Below are 25488 nucleotides of genomic sequence, written 5' to 3'. Positions count from 1 at the left end.
GCGCTGGCGAAGTCAGGTTCTTCGATGGCAGCGTAATCGGCCGGCTTTTCTACTTGGCACTCAACAGCGGCTGCGCCGGCAGCAGGCTCAAGGCCAGGCGCAGGTCCGCCGCACCGCCGGCGAGCTGTATCGCCAGACGGGCGCTGTCGGGATCGTAGGCGGCCGTCAACGCCAGCAACGGCAAAGCGTCGCCCGGGGCGTAGGCGCTGCCGATCACATGGCCCGCTTCGCCATTGCGTGAGCGGGCCTTGTCGAAGGCGACGTCGCTGCCGACGAATTCGGCATGGGTCTTGTCGCCGCGGACATAGGGCAGCAGCCATTGCACGCTGCGCGCGAGCGATGCGCCATTGCGCGCCTGCCAGTGATACAGGTCTTCGCCGCGCTCGGAGAAGGCCAGGGCGAGCGTGACCAACGGGCGCAGGTCATAGACATGGTAGGACAGCGCATCGCGCTCGATGAAGTCGATGCTCTGGCCGTCCGGTCGCAGGTTGTCGCCGATCTGTTGCTTGAATCCATCCCGGGCGTAGGCGATCAAGGCGTCGTCGTCCAGCGCGATGCCGATCAGGCCGACGCTCTTCAGGCGATGGCTGTGCCAGTTGTTGGTGGCGGTCTTGCGCCTGGTATCGCGCGACGCGATTTCGGCGCGCGCGATGCGTCGCATCCAGTCGTCCACGTCATGACGGGTGCCGGGGGACAATGCCTTCCTGACGATGCGGTAGGCAAAGGTCGCCGGTTCCAGGCCGGTCTCGTCGATGGGTTGACCGGTGGGCTGGTTCACGGCGGCCCATCGGCCGAGATAGTCGCCGGCCTTGGTCGCATAACGTTCCTCGCCGGTCAGCGCATAGGCCACGGCCAGCGCCTGAATCTTGCGCATGTCGCCCAGGCTCGCTTCGGTGCTTGCCTTGACCGGGTCGCCTTTCAGCCGGCCGGCGCTGCTCAGCACCGCGATGGGGTGCGCGGTATCGTGCAATGCCGCGTTGGCCAGGCGCAGTTGCGCGGCAGCCGCGTCGCTGCCGGTGCCGAGTTGGTGCCATTGCTGCTCGGTCGGCCAGAGGCGCTGCAGTGCGGTGGCTGGCGCGGAGGTGGACAAGGCAAGAACGGCGATGACGAGGCTTGCTCGCAATCCGGCGAACGACATGGGGCACTCCATACGACCGCGGCGACGCGCGACGTGGACGAATCTAGGCCGCGCGCGATGAACCTGGCATGGCTCCAGGCACGGCGTGGGCGGCGGCGTGGCCGCACTGCCAGGCGGTGCGCTGCAACTGACGGCATGAAGGGCGTTGCAAGCGCCCCCGCACGGTTGGAAATCCAAGCGGACGCCGCATGCCGGGCTATCCTAGCCACCCCTGCCGTTGGAATCCCACGATGACGACCGATGCGCCGCCGCCTCCCGTTCTCTCCGCCATCGAAGCCCGCGCGCTGGGCTGCCTGATCGAAAAGGAGGCCACCACGCCGGATGCGTATCCGCTCACGGTCAATGCGACGGTGGTGGCGGCCAACCAGAAGACGTCGCGCGAGCCGGTGATGTCGCTGAGTCCGGGCGATGTGCAGCATGCGCTGCGTCAGTTGGAAGGGCGTGGGCTGGCGCGGCAGCAGTTCTCCTCGCGTGCGGTGCGCTATGAGCACCGCCTGGCGGCGGCGCTGGATCTGACCCAGCAGCAGGTGATCCTGATCGGGCTGTTGTTGCTGCGCGGTCCGCAGACGGTGAACGAGCTGCTGTCGCGGGCCGAGCGCATGGCGCGGTTCGCCGATGCCGAGGACGTGCGGCACCAGTTGGAGCGGCTGGCGCAGCGGCAGTTGGCGGTGCAGTTGCCGCGCGCCAGCGGCCAGCGCGAGGATCGTTACATGCACCTGCTTGGCGGGCCGATCGATGCGGAGGCGTTGGCGGCCTCGTTCAAGGCGCGTCCTGCGGCGTCCGGCAGCGACGAACTGGAAGCGCGGGTGCAGGCCTTGGAGGCCGAGGTGGCGGAGCTGCGCGAGATCGTCGCCGGGTTGCAGGCGCAGAGCAGGGAGGCGTAGCGCCTTGTTGCGCAGGAGCCCGCCACGCTAGTGGGCTGATGCACGTCGCTAGCGTGTAGTCGGCATCATGGCGCGCTCACCGACTCGCCGAAGGAAATGCGACGAGTGGTGTCTGCCAACCGCTCGCCGACGCCGGGCGCGCGGACTTGTTGTCTCCACAGCACCAGCGCGTGCGACTCTCGCGCCGCCGGCTGTATCGATCCTTATTCGATCTCCATCTGCGGAATCAGCACCAGCAGATCGGTCGCACCCACATCCACGCCGGCCTGGCTGAGCAAGGTGGTGGCCTGGCCGCGATGGTGGGTCTGGTGATTGAAGAAATGCAGCAGCAGGTCGCCGAAGCGGCGTCGATGGGCGCCGCCGCGGGTATTGCGGTAGTGCAGTATGGCGTCCAGGTCCGCGGCGCTGACCTGGGTCATCCAGCTGGCGATGGTCGCGTCGAGCGTCTGTCGCCGCGCTTGCAGTGCGGCCAGGGTCGAGGCTTGCGGCGCGTCCAACGCGGCGGGCGCCGGGGCGGCGGCGATCGCGACCAATGCCGGATATCTTGCCGGGTGCATGGCGAAACGCTGCAGCCACACCGTGTCGGCCACCACCAGGTGATTGAGCGTGCCCAGCAGCGAGCCGAAAAAGGCTCCGCGCGGTTGCGCGACGGCGTGCTCGGGCAGCGTCGCCGCCGCGGCGTACAGGCGCTCGTTCATCCACTGGTTGTAGCGCGCGAGCAGTTGCAGCGATTCCAGGGCATCCACGTTAAGCCTCCGGGCGCACGGCGCCAGCCAGGTCGCGTGCGTACAGCTCGACCTCGTGCGCGTCGGCCGCGACCCGCATGCGGCCTTGCGCGGCGAAGCCCAGCGCTTCCAGCAGCCGGATCGAGCGCAGGTTGTCCGGCGCCACGATCGCGCACAGGCGCGGCAGTGCCAGGGTGCCCTGTGCGTACGCCAGCACCGCCTGCGCGGCTTCGCTGGCGTAGCCATGGCCTTGGTAGGGCTGCAACAGGGCGTAGCCCAGATCCGGCGCGGGCAGGGCGGGGCGCAGCACCAGGCCGGCGACGCCGAGCCAGGCGTTGTCGTCGCGGCGCTCCAGGGCATACAGGCCGAAGCCATGCTGGGCGTAGCTGAGTACCGCGCCGTCGGCGAGGTAGCGGCGCGCCTGGGCTTCGTCGCGCACGCCGCGGTCGCCGATATGGGCCAGGAAGCCGGGGTCGTTGAGCAGCGCCAGCATCGCGGCGGCGTCGCGATCGGGCTCCAGCAAGCGCAGGCGCAGGCGCGCGGTTTCGATCACGGTGGACACGGCCGTTCCTTGCGGGGATGACGAGCGCATCAGCGTGGCGCGGCCTCCGCGACTTGGCAAGGTGCGGGGCGGCGGCCTTGCGGCGCGCATGCGGCATTCGCACATGGGAGACCGCATCGGCTGCTCCCAGCCTGGCAGCCGCCGTGCGCCGCCCAGCACGCGACGCCGGTGCGCGTCGTGCGGGTGCTCGGTGGTAGCCAGCGGTGTGCTGCAGCCGTCGGTGCGCGCCGCTCGACATACATGCCAGGCAACCCCGCAGCCGCACCAACGCCGATCGCCGCCACGCCGCCACCGCCCCGTCCACATCGTCGCAGGCCGCATACGCGACATCGCCCGCCGATGCAAGCAACCTCCGGTTGGCCATCGGCGAACGTCTAGTTAACAGCTTCACACGTTGTGTCGGTATTCTGGCGCCCATGCGATCCATCCCCCGCCTCGCTCTGCTCCTGTCCTTGCTGTCGCTGGCCGGCCTCGTCCAGGCGCGCGGCACGATCGAAAAAGTCCAGATACGGGGCCTGGACGAGGACGCCGACGCGGCGATGATCGAGAACATCGAGGTCTCGCTGTCGCTGTACCAGACGATCGGCAAGGTCCAGGGCGAATCGCGCCTGGAGTACCTGCTGAGCCAGGCCGAGCGGCAGACCCGGCAGGCGCTGGAGCCGTTCGGCTACTACACCCCGACCATCACCGTCGAGGCGCCGCGCAACGACGACAAGCTCACCGTCACCCTGCACGTGGACAAGGGCGAGCCGGTGCGGGTGCGCAATTTCCATGTGGCCATCACCGGCCCGGCCGAGGACGACCGCTACCTGGGCGAGGACCTGCAGAACTTCCGGCCCAAGGCGTCGGAGGTCTTCGACCACACCACCTACGAGACCAGCAAGGTCACCATCACCCGGCGCCTGGCCGAACGCGGCTATTTCGATGCCGACTTCACCCAGCGCAAGGTCGAGGTGACCCGCGCCGACCACGCCGCCGACATCGACCTGAGCTGGGACAGCGGCCGCCGCTACAACATGGGCGCGATCCGCTTCCACCAGGACTACTTCCGGCAGGACCTGTTCGACCCGCTGGTGTACTGGGACCAAGGCAGCTACTACCACGAAGGCAAGCTCGACCGGCTGCGCGAGTCGCTGGTCAAGCTGGACTATTTCAGCGCCGTCGACATCCAGCCCAAGCCCGAGGAAGCCGACGCCGACGGCAACGTGCCGGTCGACGTGAACCTGACCCGCGCCAAGCGCAGCATCTACACCAGCGGCGTCAGCTACGGCAGCGAGAGCGGCGCCGGCGTGCGCCTGGGCGTGGACCGCCGCTACGTCAATGCGCGCGGGCACAAGCTCAGCACCCAGTTGGACTATGCGCAGAAGCGCAAGAGCCTGATCACCAGCTACCGGGTGCCGGCGTTCCGCTGGCTCGATGGCTGGTACACCGCCTCGCTGCGCGCCTACGACGAGCAGACCGACTACATCGACCTGCGCAACCTCAAACTCACCGGCAGCCGCAGCGGCGAGATCAACGAGCACTGGACCGCGATCGCCTCGCTCAACGCGCTGCGCGAGCGCTGGCGCTACGCCACCGACGAAGTGTTCGACGGCGCGCTGTACCAGTACTCCACGCTGGTCTATCCGCAGATCGAGGCCGACTACGTGGGCGTGGACGACAAGCTGTTCCCGCGCAAGGGCTTCAGCGGCAACCTCAGCCTGCGCGGCGGCGCCGAGGGGCTGGGATCGGACGCCAGCTTCGTCCAGGCGCATCTGCGCCTGAACTGGTTCCAGGGCCTGGGCGCCAACAGCCGCCTGCTGCTGCGCGGCGAAGCCGGCAGCACCTGGACCAACGCGCTGGTGGCGATGCCGCCGAGCCTGCGGTTCTTCGCCGGCGGCGACAACAGCATCCGCGGCTACGCGTTCCGCGAAGTCGGCCCGCGCACGCCCAGGCCCGACCGCTTCGCGCTCGGCGCCAAGCACGTGCTCACCGGCAGCGCCGAATACGAGCACTACTACAAGGGCGGGCCGTGGGGCGGCGCGGTGTTCGTCGATAGCGGCAGCGCCTTCGACGACACGCCCGACTGGCACACCGGCGTCGGCTTCGGCGTGCGCTGGCGCTCGCCGGTGGGGCCGGTGCGGGTGGACATCGCGCATGGCCTGAACGATCCGGACTCGCAGTTCCAGCTCTACCTCAACATCGGGGCCAACCTGTGAGCGCGACCGGTCCCGCCACGCCCGCGCCGCCGCCGCCGCGGCGTCCGCGCTTCTACCGCCGCAAGCGCTTCTGGTGGGGCTCGGCGCTGACCGTCGCCGGACTCGGCCTGCTGGCCCTGATCGCCGTGTACTGGCTGCTGCAGACGGTGGCCGGGCGCGACGTGCTGCTGACGCAGATCGTGGCGCGGCTGCCGGCCGGCTCCTCGCTGACCTGGGAGCGCGCCGAAGGGCCATTGGCCGGCCCGCTGACCCTGTACAACCTCGATTTCCGCTACGACCAGATCCACTTCACCGCCGAGCGCGCCTACCTGGATCCGGACATCCGCCCGCTGCTCGGGCGCAAGCTGCAGCTCGATGCGCTGCAATTGAAAAACGCCACGCTCAACCTGGCCAAGAGCGACGAACCGTTCGAACTGCCGAGCTGGCCGGAGTCGCTGCCGCAGATCGAAATGCCGCTGGCGCTGCAGGCCGACCGCATCGCCATCGACGGATTCCGCATCACCCAGTCGCAGCAACCGATGATCGACATCCGCACGCTGCGCGGCGGCATCGAGGTGGCCAACGGCGAATTCCGCGCCACGCAGCTGGTGGTGACCAGCGACCGCGGCGATTTCCGCGTCGATGGCGACTACGTGCCGGCGCAGGACTACAAGGCCGATCTCACCGCCAGCGCCGTGCTGCCGGCCGCGCGCGGGCGCACGCCGGCGCGGCTGGGCCTGGTGGCGCGCGGCAACCTGGACAAGATGGAAGTGGCGATCGCCGGCGCCGCGCCGGCGCCGCTGCGCGTCACGCTGGTGTTCACCGGCCGCACCGATCCGACCTGGCAGTTCGCCGCCAGCAGCAAGGCGCTGGATCCGTCGCTGTTCGTGCCTCCCAGCGATGCCACGGCCGCCGCCGGCGAACCGATCGCGTTCGACCTGGGCGCGTCCGGCAAGGGCGGCGATGCCAAGCTGCAAGGCCAACTCGCGTATGGCGAGCAGAAGTTGACGCTGGACCCGTCCAACGTGCGCCTGGAGAACCAGGTGCTGACCGTCGCGCCGCTGCAGCTGCGCGCCTTCGACGGCCAGGCACGGCTGCGCGGCACGGCCGATTTCCGCGACCGGGACAACGCGACCTTCCGCTTCTCGGTCAACGCCAGCGGGCTGAAGTTCACTGCCGCGCCGGATCCCTCCACGCCGGACGCGCCGGCGGTGCCGATCCAGCTGGTCGAGGCCAACCTCGGCTTGGCCGGCACGCTGAAACAGTGGGCCACCTACGGCGAAGCCACCGTCGCGCGCGGCAAGGACAGCGCCGGCCTGCAGCTGGACGTGCGCGGCGACGACCGGCAGGCGCAGATCGTGCAGCTGCAGGCGGCCATGCCCAGCGGCACGCTCGATCTCGGCGGTGCGGTGGCGTGGACGCCAGAACTGAGCTGGGACCTGAGCGGCAAGCTCGCCGGCTTCGACCCCGGCTATTTCGCGCCGGGCTGGGACGGCAACCTGTCCGGCCAGTTCGCGTCCAAGGGCAAGCAGCTGCCGGCGCGCCCGGACGGCAGCGCCGCCGGCTACCAGGCCAGCCTCGACGTGCCGCGCTTGAACGGCAAGCTGCGCAGCCGCCCGCTCGACGCCAACGGCAAGTTCGCGCTGCAGGGCGAGCAGGGCGAAGGCAAGCTGCAACTGGCGCTGGGCGACAGCCGCGTGCAGGCACAGGGCAAGGTCGGCGACCAGCTCGACATCGAGGCGCAACTGCAACCGCTGCAGCTGGCCGACCTGCTGCCCGGCGCCACCGGCAGCCTGCGCGGCAGCGTACAGGTCAAGGGGCGCCGCGACGCGCCCGACCTTACCGCCGATCTCACCGGCAACGGCCTGAAGTGGGACAGCTACGGCGCCGACAGCCTCAGCCTGCGCGGGCGCCTGCCGTGGCGCGGCAACGGCGGCGAACTGGCGCTGCGCGGCAGCGCGATCAGTGCCGGCGTGGCGCTGCAGACGCTGCGCGTGGACGCGCGCGGCGCGGTGGAGAACCTGCAGCTCGACGCCGATACCCAAAACGACATGGGCGCGCTCGCCCTCGCCGGCCAAGTGCGCCGCGACGGCGCGCGCTGGCAGGGCGGATTGAACGCGCTGCGGGTGGCGCCGGCCAAGGGCGAGCCGTGGCAACTGCGGCAGCCGGCCACGTTCGCCATCGCCGGCAGCGCCTTCACCCTCTCCGACACCTGCCTCGGCGCCAGCGGCGGCGGTGCGCTGTGCGTGGCCGCGAACTGGCCCAGGCAGGGCCTGACCGTGCGCGGCGACGCCTTGCCGCTGTCGCTGGTGCAGCCGTGGCTGCCGCCCAACAGCGGCCGCAAGATGTACCTGCGCGGCGAACTGACCCTCGACGGCAGCTTCAAGCCGGCCGGCAACGCCTGGCAAGGATCGCTGCGCCTGGCTTCTCCGGAAGGCGGCCTGCGCCTGGGCGACAACGCGCGCGGCGAGCTGGTGCGCTACGACCAGTTCAGTTTCGTCACCGACTTCAGCGCCCAGCACATCCACTCCAAGCTCGGCGTCGGCTTCAAGGGCGACGGCTTCATCGACGCCACCGTGGATACCGGCTGGGATGCGTACGCGCCGCTCAACGGCGAGATCTACATGAACATGTCGCGGCTGTACTGGATGGAGCTGTTCTCGCCCGACCTGGTGCGGCCCAAGGGCCTGGTCGAAGGCCACGTCAGCCTGCGCGGCACGCGCTCGCAACCGTCGATGGGCGGCAACGCCACGCTGAGCAACTTCACCGGCGAACTGCCGGCACTGGGCCTGACCCTGAGCGAAGGCAACGGCCGCTTCGACGCGCAGCCGGACGGCTCGGCGCGCATCGTCGCCGCGGTGAAATCCGGCGAAGGCACGCTCAACGTCGACGGCGGCCTGTCTTGGTACGGCGACACCACGCCGCTGCAGTTGAACATCCGCGGCAGCAACGTGCTGGTTTCCAATACCGCCGAATTGCGCGCGGTGGCCAACCCCGACCTGCAGTTCGGCATCGCCAACAAGACCATGAAGTTGAACGGCCAGGTCACCGTGCCGTCGGCGGACATCGACCTGGAGCGGTTGGATCGCGGCACCTCGGTGTCCGAGGACGTGGTGGTGCTGGACCCGGCCGACCCCGAGGAAGCGCCGAGCTCGCCGCTGGAAATGGACCTGCGTGTGGTGCTCGGCGACCAGGTCAAGATGGCCGGCTTCGGCCTGAAGGGCGCCCTGACCGGCGCCATGCAGGTGCGCTCGCGCCAGGGCCGCGAGATGACCGCCACCGGCGGCCTGGACGTCAGCGGCCAGTACAAGGCCTACGGCCAGGACCTGACCATTACCCGCGGCCAGCTGACCTGGAGCAACAACGTCGTCTCCGACCCGCGCATCAACATGCGCGCGCAGCGCAAGATCGGCGACGTCACCGCCGGCATCGACGTCACCGGCCGCGCCACCGCCCCGCGCGCCGACGTGTGGTCGGACCCTTCGATGTCGCAATCCGAAGCGATGTCCTACCTGGTGCTGGGCCGCAGCCTGAGCAACGCCAGCAGCGACGAAGCCGACCAGGTCACCGCCGCGGCCAGCGCGCTGTCGGCCGGCAGCGGCATCCTCGCCTCGCAACTGGGCGCCAAGCTCGGCTTCGACGACGCCGGCGTCAGCCAGTCGCGCGCGCTCGGCGGCTCGGTGGTCGGCTTCGGCAAATACCTCTCGCCCCGGCTTTACGTCAGCTACGGCGTCTCCCTGGTCGGCAGCGGCTCGGTGCTGACCCTCAAATACCTGCTTGGCCGCGGTTTCGACGCGGAAGTGGAATCGAGCACGGTGGAGAATCGTGGGTCGATCAATTGGCGGAAGGAGAAGTAGGGGCTTTCCCAGGCATAGCCTGACTGAAGCTTTACGAGCGCCAAAATTTTCTTGACAGGCCCAGGTTTGCTCTATCACAGCTAAGTACGGGTAATCGGCGGTGCAATGCTGCTGTATTGATGGCTGCGCCGTCTGCGAAGGGCGTGTGTTCTGCTTCGCTTCGAACTGAAGCGCAGCGGCATATGGTGTCGAGATCAAGGGAAACATGGATCGTCATTCGGGTGCTTTCGCGCTTGCTGCAACGGGGGCGCTGTTTCATATCAACGGATGCCAGCGACGTAAAGCGTCGTTGTTGGCTGCTGCGTTCGATCGACCTGGTCGGCGCTGCAAGCTGATGCATTGAACTCAGTCGCTCCTGCGGCACATCGATGCATTCCATGCCGCGGGCGAGGCATGGCCATCTATTGGTTATCGATCGATCTCGAGAACACACATGGACACGTTCGCTACGTTTCTTCGTCTGCGCGCAGGCGCGACCCTGCTGGCGATGGCGTTCGCGACGCTAGCCAATGCCCAGGAGTTGAGGTTCGATCAGAAATACATCGAGTGCAGCAAGCAGTCGTCGGGACATCGGGCGGCTGAGCGTCGATTCTTTCGGCGAACAGGTCAGCCTGAAGAATGGTGAGGTAGAGTTCAACTGGACCGACATCGACATTCCCGGCAACAGCAGGCTCTCCGTCCGGCCGGCTATACGGGACACGTCATGGATGCGGCGATTGGGCTCACATATATGCAACAGCGCTACCATGACCAGAACACAGGGCGGTTCCTTAGCGGCGATCTAATAAGTGCAATCAGTGCCGATGCGAGTTTTTAATAGATATCGATATGCTAATAATAACTCGGGCCACTGGAGATCGTACGCTGCCGCTGGTTTCTATGCCAACACTCTTGGCCCCTGATGCAAAGTGATTGCGAGGTATAAAATGAAGGTCAGGTATCTTTGGATGGTTTGGGTGGCAGTGCTTATCGCTTTAATAATATTGCTTATTTTTGGTTCTATAAGTCCGAGGGTGTTGTCGGGTTATTATACCGCACTGATTCTCTGTGGATTGGCCGTGCTTGGAACACTGCGACGACTTCGAATACTGCGGGCAATAAGATCTGTAGATCCTGCTGCTGAAGCTGAAATTACATATGTACCATTATTGAAGGTCAGGGGAACTAACACAATGCGCGAAGGGGATTGGCTGTTCAGGGCTGGCTCTACAGGGGACGCTAACTTGGACGGACTAAAAGCCGATATGAAGCGCTTCCTCGTATTCGCGATTGTCGCTTTTCTGTCTATACCAATAGTTAGCGTTATTGGGGCTTTAATCTAAAGTTGCGCAGGTGGATGTGCATCATTATAAGAATTTAGTACTAATATGGACTCAAGGCTCGCCCGTATGCCTGATCTGTAGAGGTTCTCGATGTCATGGCGCTAGCTATCTCGGCGGAAGTAACTCTCTGCTGCAAAGCTGCCGTATTGCCTCTTCCGGCAATGGCAAGCTAAGGTCGGAAGCTAGCTAACGTGGATTTCAACATGTCTGTACCCAGCACCCTCGCCGCCTCGCTCACTCTAAGTCTCGCCCTCACCGCCACCGCCCACGCCGACGAAGGCATGTGGATGCCGTCGCAGTTGCCGGAGTTGGCCAAGCCGCTGCGCGAGGCGGGCTTTCGCGGCGATCCGCGCGACCTGGCGGCGGTGACGCAGCCGCCGTTGAGCGCGGTGGTGAAGGCCGGCGGCGGGACCGGGGCGTTCGTGTCCGGCGACGGGCTGTTGCTGACCAACCACCACGTGGCCTATGGGGTGATCCAGTACAACACCTCGGCCAAGGAGAACCTGATCGACAACGGGTTCATCGCCAAGGATCGTGGCGACGAGCGCGCGGCCAACCCGGATTTCCGGGTGCTGGTGACGGTGGGTTTCGATAAGGTCACCGATGAGGTGCTGGGGCCGGCCAAGGGCAAGACCGGGCGCGCGTATTTCGATGCAGTGGATGCGGCGAGCAAGCGCATCGTGGCCGATTGCGAGCGCGAGGCAGGGGTGCGTTGCAGCGTCGCCAACATGTACTACGGCACCGATTTCTACCGGATCCGGCAGTTGGAGCTGCGCGACGTGCGCCTGGTGTACGCGCCGCCGCGGGCGATCGGCAACTACGGCGACGAGATCGACAACTTCATGTGGCCGCGCCACACCGGCGATTTCACCCTGCTGCGCGCCTACGTTGGCAAGGACGGCAAGCCGGCCGACTACAGTGCCGACAACGTGCCGTACCAGCCGCCGGCGCATCTGCAGATCGCCACGCAGGGGCCGAAGGCCGGGGACTACGCGATGCTGGCCGGCTACCCGGGCATCACCTACCGGCATCGCACGGCGGCCGAGTTCGACGAGCAGGTGAACTCGGTGCTGCCGCAGCGGGTGGCGGTGTTCGACCGGCTGATCGGGGTCATCGAGGCGGCGGGCAAGGCCGATGTGGAGGCGCGCACGCGCTATGCATCGCAATTGCAGTCGCTGAAGAACAACCGCAAGCGTGCGGCCGGCGAACTGGAAGGGATGCAGCGCAGCGATGCGGTGCGGCTGCGCGGCGAGGACGAGCGCGGCATGCTGGCCGCCGTGCGCGGCGACGATGCGCACGACATCGCGGCGCTGCAGTCGCTGCTCGCGCAGGCGTCGGCGCTGCACGAGCGCGATCTGTTGTTGTCCCTGCTCGGCAGCCAGACCCAGCTGCTGTCGTCGGCGCTGACGCTGGAGCGGCTGCGGCTGGAGTCGGCCCGGTCCGATGCACAGCGCGAGAGCGGCTACCAGCAGCGCGACCACGGGTTGATCGAGGGCAAGCTGAAGCAGGTGCAGCGGCGCTACGCGCCAGCGGTGGAGAAGGCATTGCTGAGCGCGTTGCTGGGCGCCTACCAGCAGTTGCCCGATGCGCAGCGCCTGGCCGAATTCGATGCAGCGTTCGGGCGCACGCCGGCGCAGCTGCAGAAGGCGCTGGATACCGCGTACGCCGGTACCAAGCTGGGTACGGAAGCCGAGCGCCTGTCGCGCTTCGCCGCGGCGCGCGAAGGCAAGCCGGTGGCGGCCGATCCGCTGATGACCCTGGCTGCGGCGCTGGTGCCGGCGCAGAAGCGCCTGGAGGACGAGCGCAAGGCGCGCGAGGGCGAGCAGTTGCGCCTGCGCCCGGCCTACATGCGCGCGCTGTTCGCCTGGCGCAAGCAGCAGGGGCGGGCGGTGTATCCGGACGCCAACAGCACGCTGCGGATCAGCTATGGCCGGGTCGAGCCGCTGGCGCCGCGCGATGCGGTGAGTTTCGCGCCGGTGACCACGGTGGCCGGCATCGTCGAGAAGAACACCGGGCAGGCGCCGTTCGATGCGCCCAAGCCGTTGCTCGCCGCGATCGCCAAGGGCGATTTCGGCAGCACCGCCGATGCGCAGCTGAAGACGCAGCCGGTGAACTTCCTGACCAACCTGGACACGACCGGCGGCAATTCGGGCTCGCCGGTGCTCAACGCGCGCGGCGAACTGATCGGGCTGAACTTCGACAGCAACTGGGAGGCGGTCAGCGCCAGTTGGTGGTACGACCCGCGCTACAAGCGGGCGATCCACGTGGACATGCGTTACCTGCGCTGGCTGCTGGCCAAGGTGTATCCGGCGCCGCAGCTGTTGCGGGAACTGCAGCTGCCGCCGGAGTGAGCCGTGCCGCGGCCAGCGGGCGCCGTGTCCTGCACCTGGCGCCTGTCCGGCCGCGTCGCTGCGGCTGCAGCCGCATGCACGGGGCAACACCGTCTTCGCGCGCACGGTTCTAGGCTGTGACGATGCTTGCGACCTCTCCGACTCCGTTGCCGCGCGCGTTCTACGCGCGCGATTCGCGCCTGGTGGCGCCGGAGCTGCTGAACAAGCTGCTGGTCGCCGCCGACGGCCGCTGCGGGCGCATCGTCGAGGTGGAGGCCTATTGCGGCGCCGAGGACCCGGCGGCGCATTCGTTCCGTGGCATGACCCCGCGCACGCAGGTGATGTTCGGCCCGCCCGGCCATCTGTACGTCTATTTCATCTACGGCATGCACTGGGCGCTCAACGCGGTCTGCGGCGGCGCGCCCGGGCATGCGGTGCTGATCCGTGCGTTGGCGCCGGTCGCGGGCATCGAGGCGATGCAGCTGGCGCGCGGCGCGGCGCGCATCGCCGATCTCACCCGCGGCCCGGGCCGGTTGGCCAAGGCGCTCGGCGCCTCGGGTGCGGACAACGGCCTGGACCTGACCCGGACCAGCTCGCGCCTGTGGCTGGGCGAGGACGGCACCGCGCCGCCGGCCGAGCCGGTGGCCACGCCGCGCATCGGCATCAGCAAGGCGACGGAGGCGCCGTGGCGCTGGTACGTGCCCGGCGACCGGAACGTGTCGGGGCCTGTGGCGCCGGGGACGAAGCGCAAGGTCGTGCGCGCGAGCTGAGGGAGTGATGGAAGCGCCACATACCCGCGCGGCGATGCCGCCCGGCGGAATGGCCGCAACCACAACGCGTCGGGACTGAAGTCCCTCCCACAGTGCACCCAGGCAAGCTGGCCGCAAGCCCCTGCAGGAGCGGCTTCAGCCGCGACGAGCGAAGCGGTGGAGTAACCGTAACCGACGGCATCGGGACTGAAGTCCCTCCCACAGTGCACCCAGGCAAGCTGGCCGCAGGCTCCTGTAGGAGCGGCTTCAGCCGCGACGAGCGAAGCGGTGGACTGGCCCCGCAACTGGGGGCATCGGGACTGAGGTTCCTCCCACATTGCACCGGGGCATGCTGGTCGCAAGCTCCTGTAGGAGCGGCTTCAGCCGCGACGAACGAAGCAGCGGAGTAGTCGCAACCGGGGGTATCGGGATTGAAGTCCCTCCCACATCGCACCCGGGCAAGCTGGTCGCAAGCTCCTGTAGGAGCGGCTTCAGCCGCGACAAACGAAGCGATGGAGTAGCCGCAATCGGAGGGCGCCGGGACCGAAGTCCCTCCCACAGTGCGCCCAATAAGCTGGCCGCAAGCTTTTTGTAGGAGCGGCTTCAGCCGCGACGAGCGAAGCGGCGGCATTGCCGCAATGGGCAAGCCTCGGGGACTGAAGTCCTCCCCAAATGCGGCAAAACCGCTACGCAGCCCCACCACTCACGTCGCCACTCGCCGCATCCAGCTGCGCGATCGCATCCGCCACCACCGCGTCGAACGGTGCATCCACGTCCACCGAGATCACGTCGGGTTCTTCCAGCGGCAGCTCCAGCGTGTCGAGCTGGCTCTGCAACAGGCTGGGCGGCATGAAGTGGCCGCTGCGCAGCGCCAGGCGCGCGGCGATGACGTGCGCGGCGGCATGCAGGAACACGAAACGCATCGGCACGCCGCTGTCGCGCAGCTGCTGCCGATGCACGCGGCGCAATCCGGAAAAGGCCAGCACCACGCTGCGGCCGGCATCGATCGACTGGCGCAGGCGCAGCGCCAGCGCCGCCACCCAGGGCACGCGCTGGTCGTCGGTGAGTGGGATGCCGCGGGCCATCTGCGCCTTGGCCTCGGCGCTGTGGACATCGTCCGCGTCCAGGAACGCATGGCCGTAGTGCGCGGCCAGGGCCTGGGCGACACTGGTCTTGCCGCTGCCGGAAATGCCCATCACCACGATGGCTTCGCTGCGGTGCGGCATGGGAATCGGCGGTGCTGGGTCCATCACGTGCGGTTATACCTGGCGGTGGGTTTGGCATGATGCGCGCACTGGCGTTGGCGATGCGCGCAGCGTGGTGTAGCGTCGGCACGCCACGCTCAGCGGAACGCGCCTTGCGCCGTTCCATCATCGCATGACCACCCGACAGGATCGCCGATGCCCACACCGCCGCAACGCGCCGATGCCCCGCTGCGCTGGACCGAGAAGGTCGGTTACGGCGTCGGCGACATGGGCTTCAATTTCTACTGGGCCAACATCTCCGCGTTCCTGCTGATCTTCTATACCGACACCATGGGCCTGCCGGCGGCGGCGGTGGGCACGATGATCCTGCTGACCAAGGTGGTCGATGCGATCACCGATCCGCTGATGGGCGCGATCGCCGACCGCACGCGCTCGCGCTGGGGCAAGTTCCGGCCGTACCTGCTGTTCGCGGCACTGCCGATGGCGGCCAGCGGCGTGCTGGCCTACACCACGCCCGACCTGGACCAGGGCGGGCGGCTGGTCTGGGCCTACGTCACCTTCGGGCTGATGATGCTGATGTACACGGTGATCAGCATCCCGTACTCGGCGCTGTCGGGGGTGATCACCGCCGACAGCCAGCAGCGCACCACGCTGATCAGCTTCCGCTTCATCGCCGCCTTCGCCGGCACCACGCTGGTGAACTACGCCACGCTGGACATGGTGCGCTGGTTCGGCAACGGCGACGATGCGCAGGGCTGGCAGCGCACGATGCTGGTCTACGGCATCGCCGCGGCGGCGTTGTTCGCGATCGTGTTCGCGACCACGCGCGAGCGCGTGCAGCCGCTGCCGCAGCCGCGCGTGCCGGTGCGGCAGGACATCGCCGACCTGCTGCGCAATCCGCCGTGGCGGGTGCTGTTCGTGCTGGCGCTGGTCATCATGATCACCATCGTCATGCGCGCCGGCGCCGGCGTGTACTACTTCAAGTACTACGTCGGCCGCCCGGAGCTGACCGGCTGGTTCCTGGGCAGCTATTCGGTGGCGCTGGCGGTGGGGGCGGCGGCCACGCCGTTGCTGACCCGGCTGTGCGACAAGCGCCGGCTGATGATGCTGCTGATGGGGGCGGTGGGCGTGCTCAGCTGCGCGATGTTCTTCATCCCGCGCGAGGCGATCTGGGCCTTGTTCGCCATCAACCTGCTGATCGGCCTGGCGCTGGGGCCGAAATCGCCGCTGGCGTTCTCGATGTACGCCGACACCGCCGACTACACCGAATGGAAGACCGGGCGCCGCGCCACCGCGATGACGTTCTCGGCGGCGACCTTTTCGCAGAAGCTCGGCGGCGCGCTGGCCTCGGCCTGCATCGCGTGGATGCTGGCGGCGATGGGCTACGTGGCCAACCAGGCGCAGAGCGGCGCCTCGCAGCTGGGCATCGTGCTGCTGCTGACCGTGATCCCGGGCGCGGTCGCGTTGCTGGCGGCGTGGACGATGCATTTCTATCCGCTCGACGACGCCAAGCTGCTGCACATCCAGCAGGAACTGGCCGCGCGCAAGCGCGCCGCAGAAGAGGCGAATGCATGAGTTCCAGCAACGACGCATCCCGCGAGGCGACCGACCTGCTGGCGCCCAGCGCCGACGGCGAGCGCTACACGCTGTACAGCCCGACCGCGCTGCCCAATGCCGGCGGCTTCCTGTGGAACCGGCGGATGATGATCCAGGCCACCTGCCGCGGCTATGCCACCGCACAGTTCATGCAGCCGGAGCCGGCCAAGTACGCGCATGCGCCGAACCTGGAGGCGCGGACCTTCATGCAGCCGGAGCAGCCGTACTACGCGCACCACCCCGGGCGTTTCTTCTACCTCAAGGACGAGGACAGCGGCGCGGTGTACTCGGTGCCGTACGAGCCGGTGCGGGCAACGCCGCAGGCGTTCCGTTTCTCGGTCGGCAAGCGCGACATCGTCTGGTGCGCGCGTTATGCGGACATCGAGGTGGAACTGCGCCTGCAGTTGCCGGTGGACGACACTGTCGAGCTGTGGCAATGCCAGGTGCGCAACCTGGACGGGCGTGAGCGCCGGATCGCGCTGTATGCGTATTTCCCGGTCGGCTACATGTCCTGGATGCACCAGAGCGGCGAGTACCGCGCCGACCTGGGCGGCATCGTCTGCCGCAGCGTCACCCCGTACCAGAAGGTCGAGGACTATTTCCGCAACCGGGATTTCAAGGACTGTACCTTCCTGCTGCACGAGCAGCCGCCCGATGCCTGGGACGCACGACAAGCGGCGTTCGAAGGCGAGGGCGGCCTGCACGCGCCGAGCGCGGTGCTGCAGCCGCGGCTGGGTGGCAGCGATGCGCGCTACGAAACCCCGACCGCGGCCTTGCAGTACGGCCTGACGCTGGCGCCGCAGCAGGAACGCACGCTGCGCTTCCTGTTCGGCCCGGCGCGCGACGATGCGGAGATCGGCGCGTTGCGCCAGCGCTATCTGTCCGCCGCCGGGTTTGCCGACGCCGCGGACGCGTACCGCACCTACCTGGACGAAGCGGCCGGCTGCCTGCACATCGCCACGCCCGATCCGTGCCTGGACAACCTGGTCAACCACTGGCTGCCGCGGCAGGTGTTCTACCACGGCGACGTCAACCGCCTGACCACCGATCCGCAGACCCGCAACTTCCTGCAGGACCACATGGGCATGAGCTTCCTGCGCCCGCAGACCGCGCGCGCGGCGTTGCTGCACGCGCTGTCGCAGCAGGAGGCCAGCGGCGCGATGCCGGACGGCATCCTGCTGATCGAAGGCGCGGAGCTGAAGTACATCAACCAGGTGCCGCATACCGACCATTGCGTGTGGCTGCCGGTGTTCCTGTCGGCCTACCTGGACGAGACCGGCGACGCCGCCCTGCTGGAGGAGGTCGTGGTCGGCGCCGACGGGCATGGCGCCAGCGTCGCCGAGCGGCTGGACGCGGCGATGCGTTGGCTGCTCGGCGCGCGCGATGCGCGCGGGCTGAGCTACATCGCGCAGGGCGACTGGTGCGACCCGATGAACATGGTCGGCTACCGCGGCCGCGGCGTGTCCGGCTGGCTGTCCGTGGCCACCGCCTACGCGCTGCAGCTGTGGGCGGGGATCTGCGAACGCCACGGCCGCGATGCGCAGGCGGCGGCGTGCCGCGCCGGCGCGGCTGAGGTCAATGCCGCGGTCAACCGCGAGCTGTGGGACGGCGACTGGTACGCACGCGGCATCACCGACGACGGCGTGCGCTTCGGCATCAAGGATGACGCGGAAGGTCGCATCTATCTCAATCCGCAGAGCTGGGCGCTGCTCGCCGGCACCGCCGACGCGGACCGGCGCGCGCGCCTGCTGCAGGCGGTCGATGCGCAGCTGGACACGCCCTACGGGCCGACGATGCTGGCGCCGCCGTACACCGCGATGCGCGAGGACGTGGGACGGCTCACGCAGAAGCACCCCGGCTCGGCGGAGAACGGCTCGGTCTACAACCACGCCGCGGCGTTCTACCTGCATGCGCTGTACGCGATCGGCGACGCGGATCGCGCCTGGCGCGTGCTGCGCGCGATGATCCCGGGTCCGGAGCTGGGCGACTACCTGCAGCGCGGCCAGCTGCCGGTGTTCGTGCCGAACTACTACCGCGGCGCCTGGCGCGAGCTGCCGCGCACCGCCGGCCGCTCCAGTCAGCTGTTCAACACCGGCACCGCGGCGTGGCTGTACCGCTGCCTGATCGAGGGCCTGTTCGGCCTGAAGGGCGAGGGCGAGGCCTTGAGCGTGCGCCCGCAGCTGCCGTCGCACTGGACGCAGGCGACGGCGCAGCGCCGTTTTCGTGGCGCGTCGTTCGAGGTGCGGATGCGGCGCGAGGCCGGGTGCGTGGCGCCGCGGGTCAGCGTGGATGGGCAGGTGTTGGAGGGGGCGCGGATCGAGGGCATCGAGCGCGGCCGCCGTTATCTGGTCGAGGTGATGCTGCCGGGTGGATGAGGGCTGCGGCGTCCAATATGCGCGTGATGAAGGAGTGCCGGCCGTTTCGCGCGTCGCGACTGAAGTCGCTCCCACAGTGGGGCTTCGGGTGGCGGGTCGATGTGCTGTGGGAGCGGCTTTAGCCCCGACGTTGTCCGCCGCCGGAACGCTCGCCGCTGCGCTCGTCGCGGCTGAAGCCGCTCCTACAGAAAGCGCTGCCGTTGGCCGGCTGGGTGCGCTGTGGGAGGGGCTTCAGCCCCGGCTGCATCGGCAGTTGGAACGCTCGCCGCTGCGCTTGTCGCGGCTGAAGCCGCTCCTACAAAAAGGCCTGCGCTTGGCCGGCTGGGTGCACTTGTGGGAGGGGCTTCAGCCCCGGCTGCATCGGCAGTTGGAACGCTCGCCGCTGCGCTTGTCGCGGCTGACGCCGCTCCTACGGGGGTGCAGGCGGTGACCCGAGGCCGCCCGGCCCTGCTACACCGGTGCGGCACCCGCGGTTTCGACCAGGTCGTCCCATTGCAGCCGGGTGTTGGCCGCGTCGTCGCTTTCCTGCAGCGCGCGGCGGGCGGCGCGGCGCAGGGCGCGGCTGATCCAGGTCTGCAGGTCGCGGCCGGAGCGGCCTGCGCTGCGCTCGGCCAGCCAGTCGGCCGCCTGCGCCGGGTCGAACGCCAGCGGCTTGCCGTGCAGCAGGCGCGCGACGATCGCGCGGCGCGCGGCGCGGTCGGGCAGGCCGATCTCGATCTGCCGGTCCAGCCGCGAAAGCAAGGCCGGGTCGATCGCGGCGGCATGGTTGCTGGCCGCCAGCAGGAACACCTGCCCGGCCTGGCTGGCCACGCCGTCCAGCTCCTGCAGTAACTGGCCGACGATCTCGCGGGTCAGCGCATCGTCGCCGTCGGCGCCGCGCGCCGGCGCGACGGCGTCGATCTCGTCGACGAACACGATGCACGGCGCCTGCGCGCGGGCGCGCTCGAACGCGGCCTGCACGCGCTGGCCCGACTGGCCCAGGTAGGCCGCCTTGAGGTCGGCGCCGGTCAGGGCGACGAACGCCAGGCCCGATTGGCTGGCCAGGATCCGCGCCAGCTGGGTCTTGCCGGTGCCGGGCGGGCCGTACAGCAGGATCCCGCGCGGCACCGGCACGCCCAGCGTGGCCAGCGTCTCGGCGTTGCGCAGTTCCTTGCCCAGGCCGACGAATTCCTCGATCACCGGCGCCGGCAACACGACGTCGTCCCAGTCCAGTGGCGCCACCCGGGTGGAGCCCTTGCCGCGCAGCAGACGCAACTGCGCCAACAGCGCGTCGCCATCGAGCTCACCGTCCAGGCATTCGGCCGCCACCCGCGCCACCAGGGTGTGCAGGTCGCGGCCGGACAGGCCGCTGCTGTCGGCGATCACGCGCGGATCCAGCGCCAGCGCGAAACCGGCGCGTTCCAGCTCGCCGCCGAGGATACGCGCGCGCGCGGCCGCGTCGGGCAGGCCGATGCCGATGCTGGCGGTGAAGCGCGACATCACCGCGTCGTCGAGCAGCGCGGGGCGGTTGGTGGCGCCGATCACCAGCACCTGGCCGCGCGCTTCGTGGAAACCGTCCCATTCGGCGAGGAAGGTCTGCACCAGTTCGGCGCCGAAGCTGTCGCTGTCCGTGCCGCCGCGGCGCGCGAACACGCTCTCGCATTCGTCGATGAACAGGATCGCCGGCGCCTTGGCGCGGCAGCGCTGCCAGATCGCCTGCACCTTGGGGCCGGTGTGGCCGACGTGCGCGGCCTTCAGGTCGGCCACGCCCAGCGCCTCGAAATGGCAGCCGGCATGGCGCGCCAGCTTGCGCGCGATCAGGGTCTTGCCGGTGCCCGGCGGGCCGTGCAGCAGCATGCCCTTCGGCGCCGGCGTGCGCCCGGACACGAACAGGTCCACCAGCTTCAGGATCTGGTCCAGGGTGCTGTCGGGCAGCGCCACGTCGGCCCAGTGGCGGTGGATCGCGTCCACGCTCTGCAGCCGCTGCTGCAATACGCGCTGCTGGTTGCGCGCCTCCATCCAGGCGTCCACGTGCCGGTGCAGTTCGGCGATCGGCTGCGCCTCGGCGGCCGCCCGCGCGGCCACCGCCAGCGCCAGCTCGCGCAGCTGCGCCTGTTCGCTCGCGCCGAGTTCGGGGGCGATCGGGATCAGCGCCGCGGCATGGGCGTCGTCGGGCAGCACCAGCAGCGCCTGCACGTGCGGGTCCGGTTCGGCGCCGTCGTGCAGCGCGAGCACGCGCGCGCCGGACAGGTCGCCGTGCGCCGCGGCGATCTGCCAGCGGCCCTGCAGTTCGCGCAGCGGCCATGGCGCGCGGGTGACGCGGTAGGGATGGGCGGCGTCGTGCCGGTCGCCGTCGGCGAACTGCATCAGCGCCAGCGGCCGCTGCGCGAAACCGGCCAGCAGCGCGCGTTCGTCGTGGCTGACATGGCGGGCCAGCAATTGCGCGCCGCCGATCACCAGCAACGCATACAGCAGCAGCGACGGCAGCGCGCGCTGCAGCAGCTGCAGCGTGTCGCGTTGCACGCCGAGCAGGCGCCACCAGTCCAGAGGGCCGTGCGCATCGCCCAGCCAGTGCGCGCTCATCCACGGCAGCGCCAGCAGCAGGAACGCCAGCAGCGCCAGCCGCCAGCGCCAGTCCGGCAGCAGCGGACGCAGCAACAGCGCCGGCCACCATGCGCGGCGGCGTTCGCGGCGCAGCACCGCGGCCGCGGCCTGCGCCGCCTGCGCGACGAAGTCGCGGCGGATCGCCGCTACCGCCTGTTCCACCGCCGGCAGGTGCCGCTCCACCTCGGCGTCGGCCGCGGCCTGGCGCGCCTGCGCCTGCTGCAACTGGGCCTGCAGCCGCAGGCGCTGCTGCTGCAGGTAGTTCGCCCGCGATTCGGTCGGGACGGACGACATCAGCGTGGGCGGGCGCAGGCGTTCACGGCACGGATCTTAGCGTGCCGCCCGCGCCGCACTGCGCCGGCGCAGAGCGTGCACGGCACGGCCGCCGCCGCGGCACATGGCCCCTCTCCCATCGGAAGAGGGGTTGGGGTGAGCGTACGGCACCGCGGCCCACGTCGGCGCCGCGCGTCGGACGCGCTCACGCGCGCCGCGTGGCCGGCGCGGCGAACGCGCGCGTCCACAGCAGCGGGTCGCTGCCGTCGAGCAGCACCCAGCCCTGCGCGCGCGCCTGCAACGGATCTTCCAGCACCTGCTGCGGCGTGGCCGCCGCATCGCCCGACGCGGCCCACAGTCCGGCCCAGGCGTTGCCGCCGGCGTGCCCTGCCGCCTGGACCGCGCGTTCGGCCAGCGCCACGCTGTCCTGCAGGCGCGCATCGGGCCCGCGGAACAGCGGGAACGGCGCCGCGCCCACCGACACCGTCAACGGCAGCAGTTCGCCCTCGCCGGCCTCCACCCGCAGGCGTTCGACCGCGCCGCGCAGGTGGCCGGCCAGCGCGAATGCGGCGGCGGCGGTGGTATCGGCGCGCACCACCAGGAATTCCTCGCTGCCCCAGCGCGCGATCAGGTCGTCGGCGTCGCAGCTTTCGCGCAGGCAGGCGGCCAGCGCCAGCAGTGCGCGGTCGCCGGCGGCGTGGCCGTAGCGCGCGTTCAGCGCCTTGAAGCCGTCCACGTCGACCAGCAGGAGCGCGCTGCGGCTGCCGGTCTCGCGCTTGTCCCGGATCGGCGCGGCGAACAGCGCCTGTATCCTGCGTCCGGCCTCCGGCCGATTCAGCAGCCCGGTCAGCGGATCGAGCAGGCTCTGATCGGCGGCGCGGCGCTGGCGGCGGCGGTACACGATCACCAGCGCGGCGCCGAGCAGCAGCACCAGCACCAGGCCGATCGCGATGCGGCCGGCGCTGTCGGCGCGCGCCGTGCGCGTGGCGGCGGCCGGCGGCAGCCTGCGCGCCGCATCGGCCTGCAGCTTGGCCAGCGAGGTCAGGGTTTCGGCGCGGGCCTTGTCGCGATCCATCGCGCGTGCCTGCTGCGCGTAGTGGGCCGCGGCGTCGGCATTGCCCAGCGCGGCGTGGATCTCGCTGATCAGGTCCAGTCCGTCGCGGGTCTCCGCGGCGAAGCGGCTGCGCTCGGACTGCGTCTGCGCCTGTTCGGCATAGACCAGTGCGTCCTTGGCCCTGCCCTGGTCCAGCCGCAGCCGCGCCAGGCGCTGCAGGCTGACCACCGCGCCTTGCGGATCGTACTTCTGCTGCCATTGCAGCGTCTTCTGCAGGATCGGCTCGGCACGCTCGGTGTGGCCGCCGGCGCGCTGGATCTCGCCGCGATGGCCGGCGATGCGGTGCAGGAAAAGGTCCTGGCCGGGCAGCTTGGTCGCCACGCCGGAGGCGCGGTCGAACGCGGCGTCGGCTTCGTCGTAGCGCTTGAGCAGCAGCAGCGCGTAGCCATAGTTGTAGTACAGCATCATGTCGCCGGGCCGCGGTGGCCGCTGCAACTGGTCGGCCAGGGCGATGGCCTGGCGGAAGTAGTGCAGCGCGCCTTCCGGATCGTCCAGCGCGTCGGCGCGCATCATCCCGATGCTCGCCAACGCGCCGATCTGCGCGGCGGTGTCGCCGTTGCGCTCGGCATCGGCCTGCACCTGTTCCAGCAGCTTCAACGCGCGCGGCAGCTGGCGGTTCTGCTGCAGCAACATCGCCGCCTGCAGGCGTCCGCCGGTCAGGACCGTCGGCGGCAGGCCCGGTTTCTGCAGCAGGGCGATCAGGCGTTCGGTGGTCGCGGCCGACTGCGTGCTGTCGCCCAGCATCTGCTGTGCGGCGGCCAGGCAGCCGTTCGCCTGCACTTGCACTGGCAGGGGCAGGTTCGGCTTGCCCAGCAGCTCGCGGGCGATGGCCAGCGAGGTCTGCGGCTGCTGCATGATGCCGGCATGGCAGCGCTGCAGCAGCGGTTCGTACGGATCGGCGCCGGGAATGGTCTGCGCCAGCGCCGGGCCGGCCAGCAGGCCGAGGGCCACGCATACAGCCCGGGCCGGGCCGGTGAGGAAGTGAGGCGTCATCGATGTGTCATCCAGGCGCGTCCAGCGGGAATCGGCCCGTGCAGCGTGCGCGGCGGCATGCAGGTCCGGCCGCGCCGCCCCCAGCGGGAAGACGGAGATGGCTAATATAGCCGCAGTCCGCGTCCTGCCCGCGATGGCGCTTCCTCCTGGCTCCGCATGCCCAACCTGCCTGCTCCGCCACCCTCCGCCGATCCGCCCGCCGCGGGCCCGCTGGCGTGCGCGTTGCGCTGGTGGCGCGCGATCCCGCTGGCCGACCGTGTCGACCGGCGCAACGCGGCGATGCTGCAGTCGGTGCTGGTGTTCGTGGGCCTGCATCAACTGGCATCGATGCTGATGGCCTGGTGGCGGGTCGGCGCGGCCATCGACCCGGTCGCGTTGTCGCTGGCGGGATTCAACACCTTGGCGATGGTCGGGTGTTTCGTGTGGCTGCGGCGCGGCGCGTTCCTGTGGGCGGCACGGCTGTTCGTCGTGGTGAGCCTGGCGCTGCTGACGGTGGGGTATGCGCGCTGGGGCCTGGAGGTGCAACTGCGCAGCCAATTGGCGCAGCTGCTGCCGGTGCTGATCGGCGGGTTGCTGCTGAGCCGGCGCGCGCTGTGGGGCACGGTGGCGTGGCTGGTGCTGGTGGTGGCGCTGGGGGCGTGGCGCGACGCGGCCGGCATGTTCTTCCTGCCGGCGATGTGGCCGCGGATCCTGGAGGCCGCGCTTGGCAACCTGGTCGGCTTCGTGATCGTCGCGCTGGCGCTGGACCAGTCGGTGGCGGCGTTGCGCGACAGCCTGGCGCTGGCGCGCAAGCGCGGCAACGAGCTGGCCCGTTCGCGCGACCGGCTGCAGCTGGAGATGCAGGAAAAGGAGCGCTCGCGCGACCAGCTGGTGCACGCGCAGAAGATGGAGAGCGTCGGCCGCCTGGCCAGCGGCGTGGCGCACGATTTCAACCATCTGCTCAGCCTGATCATGGGCTATGCCGCGCGCGCGCGGCGCAGCGACGATCCGGAGCAGCTCAAGGCCGCCCTGCAGGGCGCCGACGCGGCGGCGCGGCGCGCGGCCGCGGTGACCCGCAAGCTGCTGGATTTCAGCCGCCAGGAAGCTACCCGGCTGGAGGTGTTCGAGCCGGCCGAGACCATCGCCGGCATGCGCCCGATGCTCGACCAGCTGTTCGGCCCGGACGTGCAGGTGCGCCTGCAGCTGCACGAAGCGCCGTGCCCGGTGCGCTTCGACCGCGCGCAGCTGGAACTGATCGTGCTCAACCTGGCCGCCAATGCGCAGCAGGCGATGCCCGAGGGCGGGCAGTTCGAACTGGCGCTGGCGCCGCAGCCCGACGCGATGCTGGAGATCGTCGCTCGCGACAACGGCCACGGCATGAGCGAGGACGTGCGCACGCGCTGCCTGGAGCCGTTCTTCACCACCAAGCCCAGCGGCCAGGGCACCGGCCTGGGCCTGGCGGTCAGCGCCAACCTGATCGCCGCGGCCGGCGGCGCGCTGCTGGTGGAGAGCGCGCCCGGGCGCGGCAGCGTGTTCCGCCTGCGGCTGCCGCTGCACGCCGGCACGGCGGCGGCCACGTGAGCGGCGGCCGGGCAGACCGCCGCGATCGCTGTGGGAACCGCGCCC

General features: G+C 69.6%; 16 protein-coding genes. 10 read left to right on the top strand and 6 right to left on the bottom strand.

The window, feature by feature from the left end:
- Window positions 1–49: 49 nt before the first annotated feature.
- On the bottom strand, window positions 50–1138 hold the full coding sequence (locus OCJ37_RS20540; RefSeq protein ID WP_263111524.1) for an alginate lyase family protein: 1089 nt from the start codon (window positions 1136–1138) through the stop codon (window positions 50–52).
- 230 nt (window positions 1139–1368) lie between these two features.
- Here OCJ37_RS20540 and OCJ37_RS20535 point away from each other — a divergent pair, with 230 nt between their 5' ends.
- Window positions 1369–2022: a YceH family protein gene (locus tag OCJ37_RS20535; RefSeq protein ID WP_263111523.1), complete on the top strand. Its 654-nt coding sequence runs from the start codon at window positions 1369–1371 to the stop codon at window positions 2020–2022.
- A gap of 203 nt (window positions 2023–2225) precedes the next feature.
- Here the strand turns inward: OCJ37_RS20535 and OCJ37_RS20530 are convergent, their stop codons facing one another.
- On the bottom strand, window positions 2226–2768 hold the full coding sequence (locus OCJ37_RS20530; RefSeq protein ID WP_263111522.1) for a DinB family protein: 543 nt from the start codon (window positions 2766–2768) through the stop codon (window positions 2226–2228).
- Between the two features lies 1 nt (window position 2769).
- Window positions 2770–3309 carry a GNAT family N-acetyltransferase gene (locus OCJ37_RS20525; RefSeq protein ID WP_263111521.1) on the bottom strand — a complete coding sequence of 180 codons (540 nt, stop codon included), beginning with the start codon at window positions 3307–3309 and terminating at the stop codon, window positions 2770–2772.
- Window positions 3310–3725: 416 nt separating this feature from the next.
- Between OCJ37_RS20525 and OCJ37_RS20520 the strand changes: the two genes are divergently transcribed.
- From OCJ37_RS20520 to OCJ37_RS20495, 6 genes are all read left to right on the top strand, one after another.
- Window positions 3726–5507, top strand: coding sequence for an autotransporter assembly complex protein TamA (locus tag OCJ37_RS20520; protein WP_263111520.1), 1782 nt, complete (start codon window positions 3726–3728; stop codon window positions 5505–5507).
- Window positions 5504–9343 carry a translocation/assembly module TamB domain-containing protein gene (locus OCJ37_RS20515; protein WP_263111519.1) on the top strand — a complete coding sequence of 1280 codons (3840 nt, stop codon included), beginning with the start codon at window positions 5504–5506 and terminating at the stop codon, window positions 9341–9343. Before OCJ37_RS20520 ends, OCJ37_RS20515 begins: the two co-directional genes overlap by 4 nt.
- Before the next feature lie 433 nt (window positions 9344–9776).
- On the top strand, window positions 9777–9968 hold the full coding sequence (locus tag OCJ37_RS20510; protein ID WP_263111518.1) for a hypothetical protein: 192 nt from the start codon (window positions 9777–9779) through the stop codon (window positions 9966–9968).
- A 78-nt stretch (window positions 9969–10046) separates the two neighbouring features.
- Window positions 10047–10160 (top strand): RHS repeat-associated core domain-containing protein, encoded by a 114-nt coding sequence (locus OCJ37_RS20505; RefSeq protein ID WP_263111517.1) that lies wholly within the window; start codon window positions 10047–10049, stop codon window positions 10158–10160.
- A gap of 708 nt (window positions 10161–10868) precedes the next feature.
- Window positions 10869–13016: a S46 family peptidase gene (locus OCJ37_RS20500; RefSeq protein WP_263111516.1), complete on the top strand. Its 2148-nt coding sequence runs from the start codon at window positions 10869–10871 to the stop codon at window positions 13014–13016.
- Between the two features lie 122 nt (window positions 13017–13138).
- A complete protein-coding gene (locus OCJ37_RS20495; protein ID WP_263111515.1) occupies window positions 13139–13765 on the top strand; it encodes a DNA-3-methyladenine glycosylase in 627 nt (208 codons plus the stop codon).
- Window positions 13766–14430: 665 nt separating this feature from the next.
- Here the strand turns inward: OCJ37_RS20495 and OCJ37_RS20490 are convergent.
- On the bottom strand, window positions 14431–14970 hold the full coding sequence (locus tag OCJ37_RS20490; RefSeq protein ID WP_263111514.1) for a gluconokinase: 540 nt from the start codon (window positions 14968–14970) through the stop codon (window positions 14431–14433).
- A 174-nt stretch (window positions 14971–15144) separates the two neighbouring features.
- Between OCJ37_RS20490 and OCJ37_RS20485 the strand changes: the two genes are divergently transcribed.
- Together OCJ37_RS20485 and OCJ37_RS20480 are read left to right on the top strand one after the other, a co-directional pair.
- Complete coding sequence (locus tag OCJ37_RS20485) at window positions 15145–16524, top strand: MFS transporter (protein ID WP_263111513.1); 1380 nt, start codon at window positions 15145–15147, stop codon at window positions 16522–16524.
- Complete coding sequence (locus tag OCJ37_RS20480) at window positions 16521–18920, top strand: GH36-type glycosyl hydrolase domain-containing protein (RefSeq protein ID WP_263111512.1); 2400 nt, start codon at window positions 16521–16523, stop codon at window positions 18918–18920. Before OCJ37_RS20485 ends, OCJ37_RS20480 begins: the two co-directional genes overlap by 4 nt.
- A 450-nt stretch (window positions 18921–19370) precedes the next feature.
- Here the strand turns inward: OCJ37_RS20480 and OCJ37_RS20475 are convergent, their stop codons facing one another.
- Entirely contained in the window at window positions 19371–21797 is a 2427-nt protein-coding gene (locus OCJ37_RS20475; RefSeq protein ID WP_263111511.1) for an AAA family ATPase, read from the bottom strand.
- 184 nt (window positions 21798–21981) lie between these two features.
- Window positions 21982–23883, bottom strand: a complete 1902-nt coding sequence (locus OCJ37_RS20470) for a GGDEF domain-containing protein (protein ID WP_263111510.1) — start codon at window positions 23881–23883, stop codon at window positions 21982–21984.
- A gap of 156 nt (window positions 23884–24039) precedes the next feature.
- Here OCJ37_RS20470 and OCJ37_RS20465 point away from each other — a divergent pair, with 156 nt between their 5' ends.
- Complete coding sequence (locus OCJ37_RS20465; RefSeq protein ID WP_263111509.1) at window positions 24040–25443, top strand: sensor histidine kinase; 1404 nt, start codon at window positions 24040–24042, stop codon at window positions 25441–25443.
- The last annotated feature ends 45 nt before the right edge of the window (window positions 25444–25488 follow it).

Source organism: Xanthomonas sp. AM6 (genome assembly GCF_025665335.1).
Taxonomy (GTDB): Bacteria; Pseudomonadota; Gammaproteobacteria; order Xanthomonadales; family Xanthomonadaceae; genus Xanthomonas_A.
This window is presented reverse-complemented; position numbering and strand designations above follow the sequence as displayed.

Excerpts from the sequence above, each read along its gene's own strand:
- OCJ37_RS20465 (WP_263111509.1), top strand. The coding sequence starts at position 24,040 with ATGCCCAACCTGCCTGCTCCGCCACCCTCCGCCGATCCGCCCGCCGCG.
- OCJ37_RS20510 (WP_263111518.1), top strand. The coding sequence starts at position 9,777 with ATGGACACGTTCGCTACGTTTCTTCGTCTGCGCGCAGGCGCGACCCTG.
- OCJ37_RS20535 (WP_263111523.1), top strand. The coding sequence starts at position 1,369 with ATGACGACCGATGCGCCGCCGCCTCCCGTTCTCTCCGCCATCGAAGCC.
- OCJ37_RS20540 (WP_263111524.1), bottom strand. The coding sequence starts at position 1,138 with ATGTCGTTCGCCGGATTGCGAGCAAGCCTCGTCATCGCCGTTCTTGCC.
- OCJ37_RS20495 (WP_263111515.1), top strand. The coding sequence starts at position 13,139 with ATGCTTGCGACCTCTCCGACTCCGTTGCCGCGCGCGTTCTACGCGCGC.
- OCJ37_RS20480 (WP_263111512.1), top strand. The coding sequence starts at position 16,521 with ATGAGTTCCAGCAACGACGCATCCCGCGAGGCGACCGACCTGCTGGCG.
- OCJ37_RS20500 (WP_263111516.1), top strand. The coding sequence starts at position 10,869 with ATGTCTGTACCCAGCACCCTCGCCGCCTCGCTCACTCTAAGTCTCGCC.
- OCJ37_RS20505 (WP_263111517.1), top strand. The coding sequence starts at position 10,047 with ATGGATGCGGCGATTGGGCTCACATATATGCAACAGCGCTACCATGAC.
- OCJ37_RS20475 (WP_263111511.1), bottom strand. The coding sequence starts at position 21,797 with ATGTCGTCCGTCCCGACCGAATCGCGGGCGAACTACCTGCAGCAGCAG.
- OCJ37_RS20485 (WP_263111513.1), top strand. The coding sequence starts at position 15,145 with ATGCCCACACCGCCGCAACGCGCCGATGCCCCGCTGCGCTGGACCGAG.
- OCJ37_RS20520 (WP_263111520.1), top strand. The coding sequence starts at position 3,726 with ATGCGATCCATCCCCCGCCTCGCTCTGCTCCTGTCCTTGCTGTCGCTG.
- OCJ37_RS20470 (WP_263111510.1), bottom strand. The coding sequence starts at position 23,883 with ATGACGCCTCACTTCCTCACCGGCCCGGCCCGGGCTGTATGCGTGGCC.
- OCJ37_RS20490 (WP_263111514.1), bottom strand. The coding sequence starts at position 14,970 with ATGCCGCACCGCAGCGAAGCCATCGTGGTGATGGGCATTTCCGGCAGC.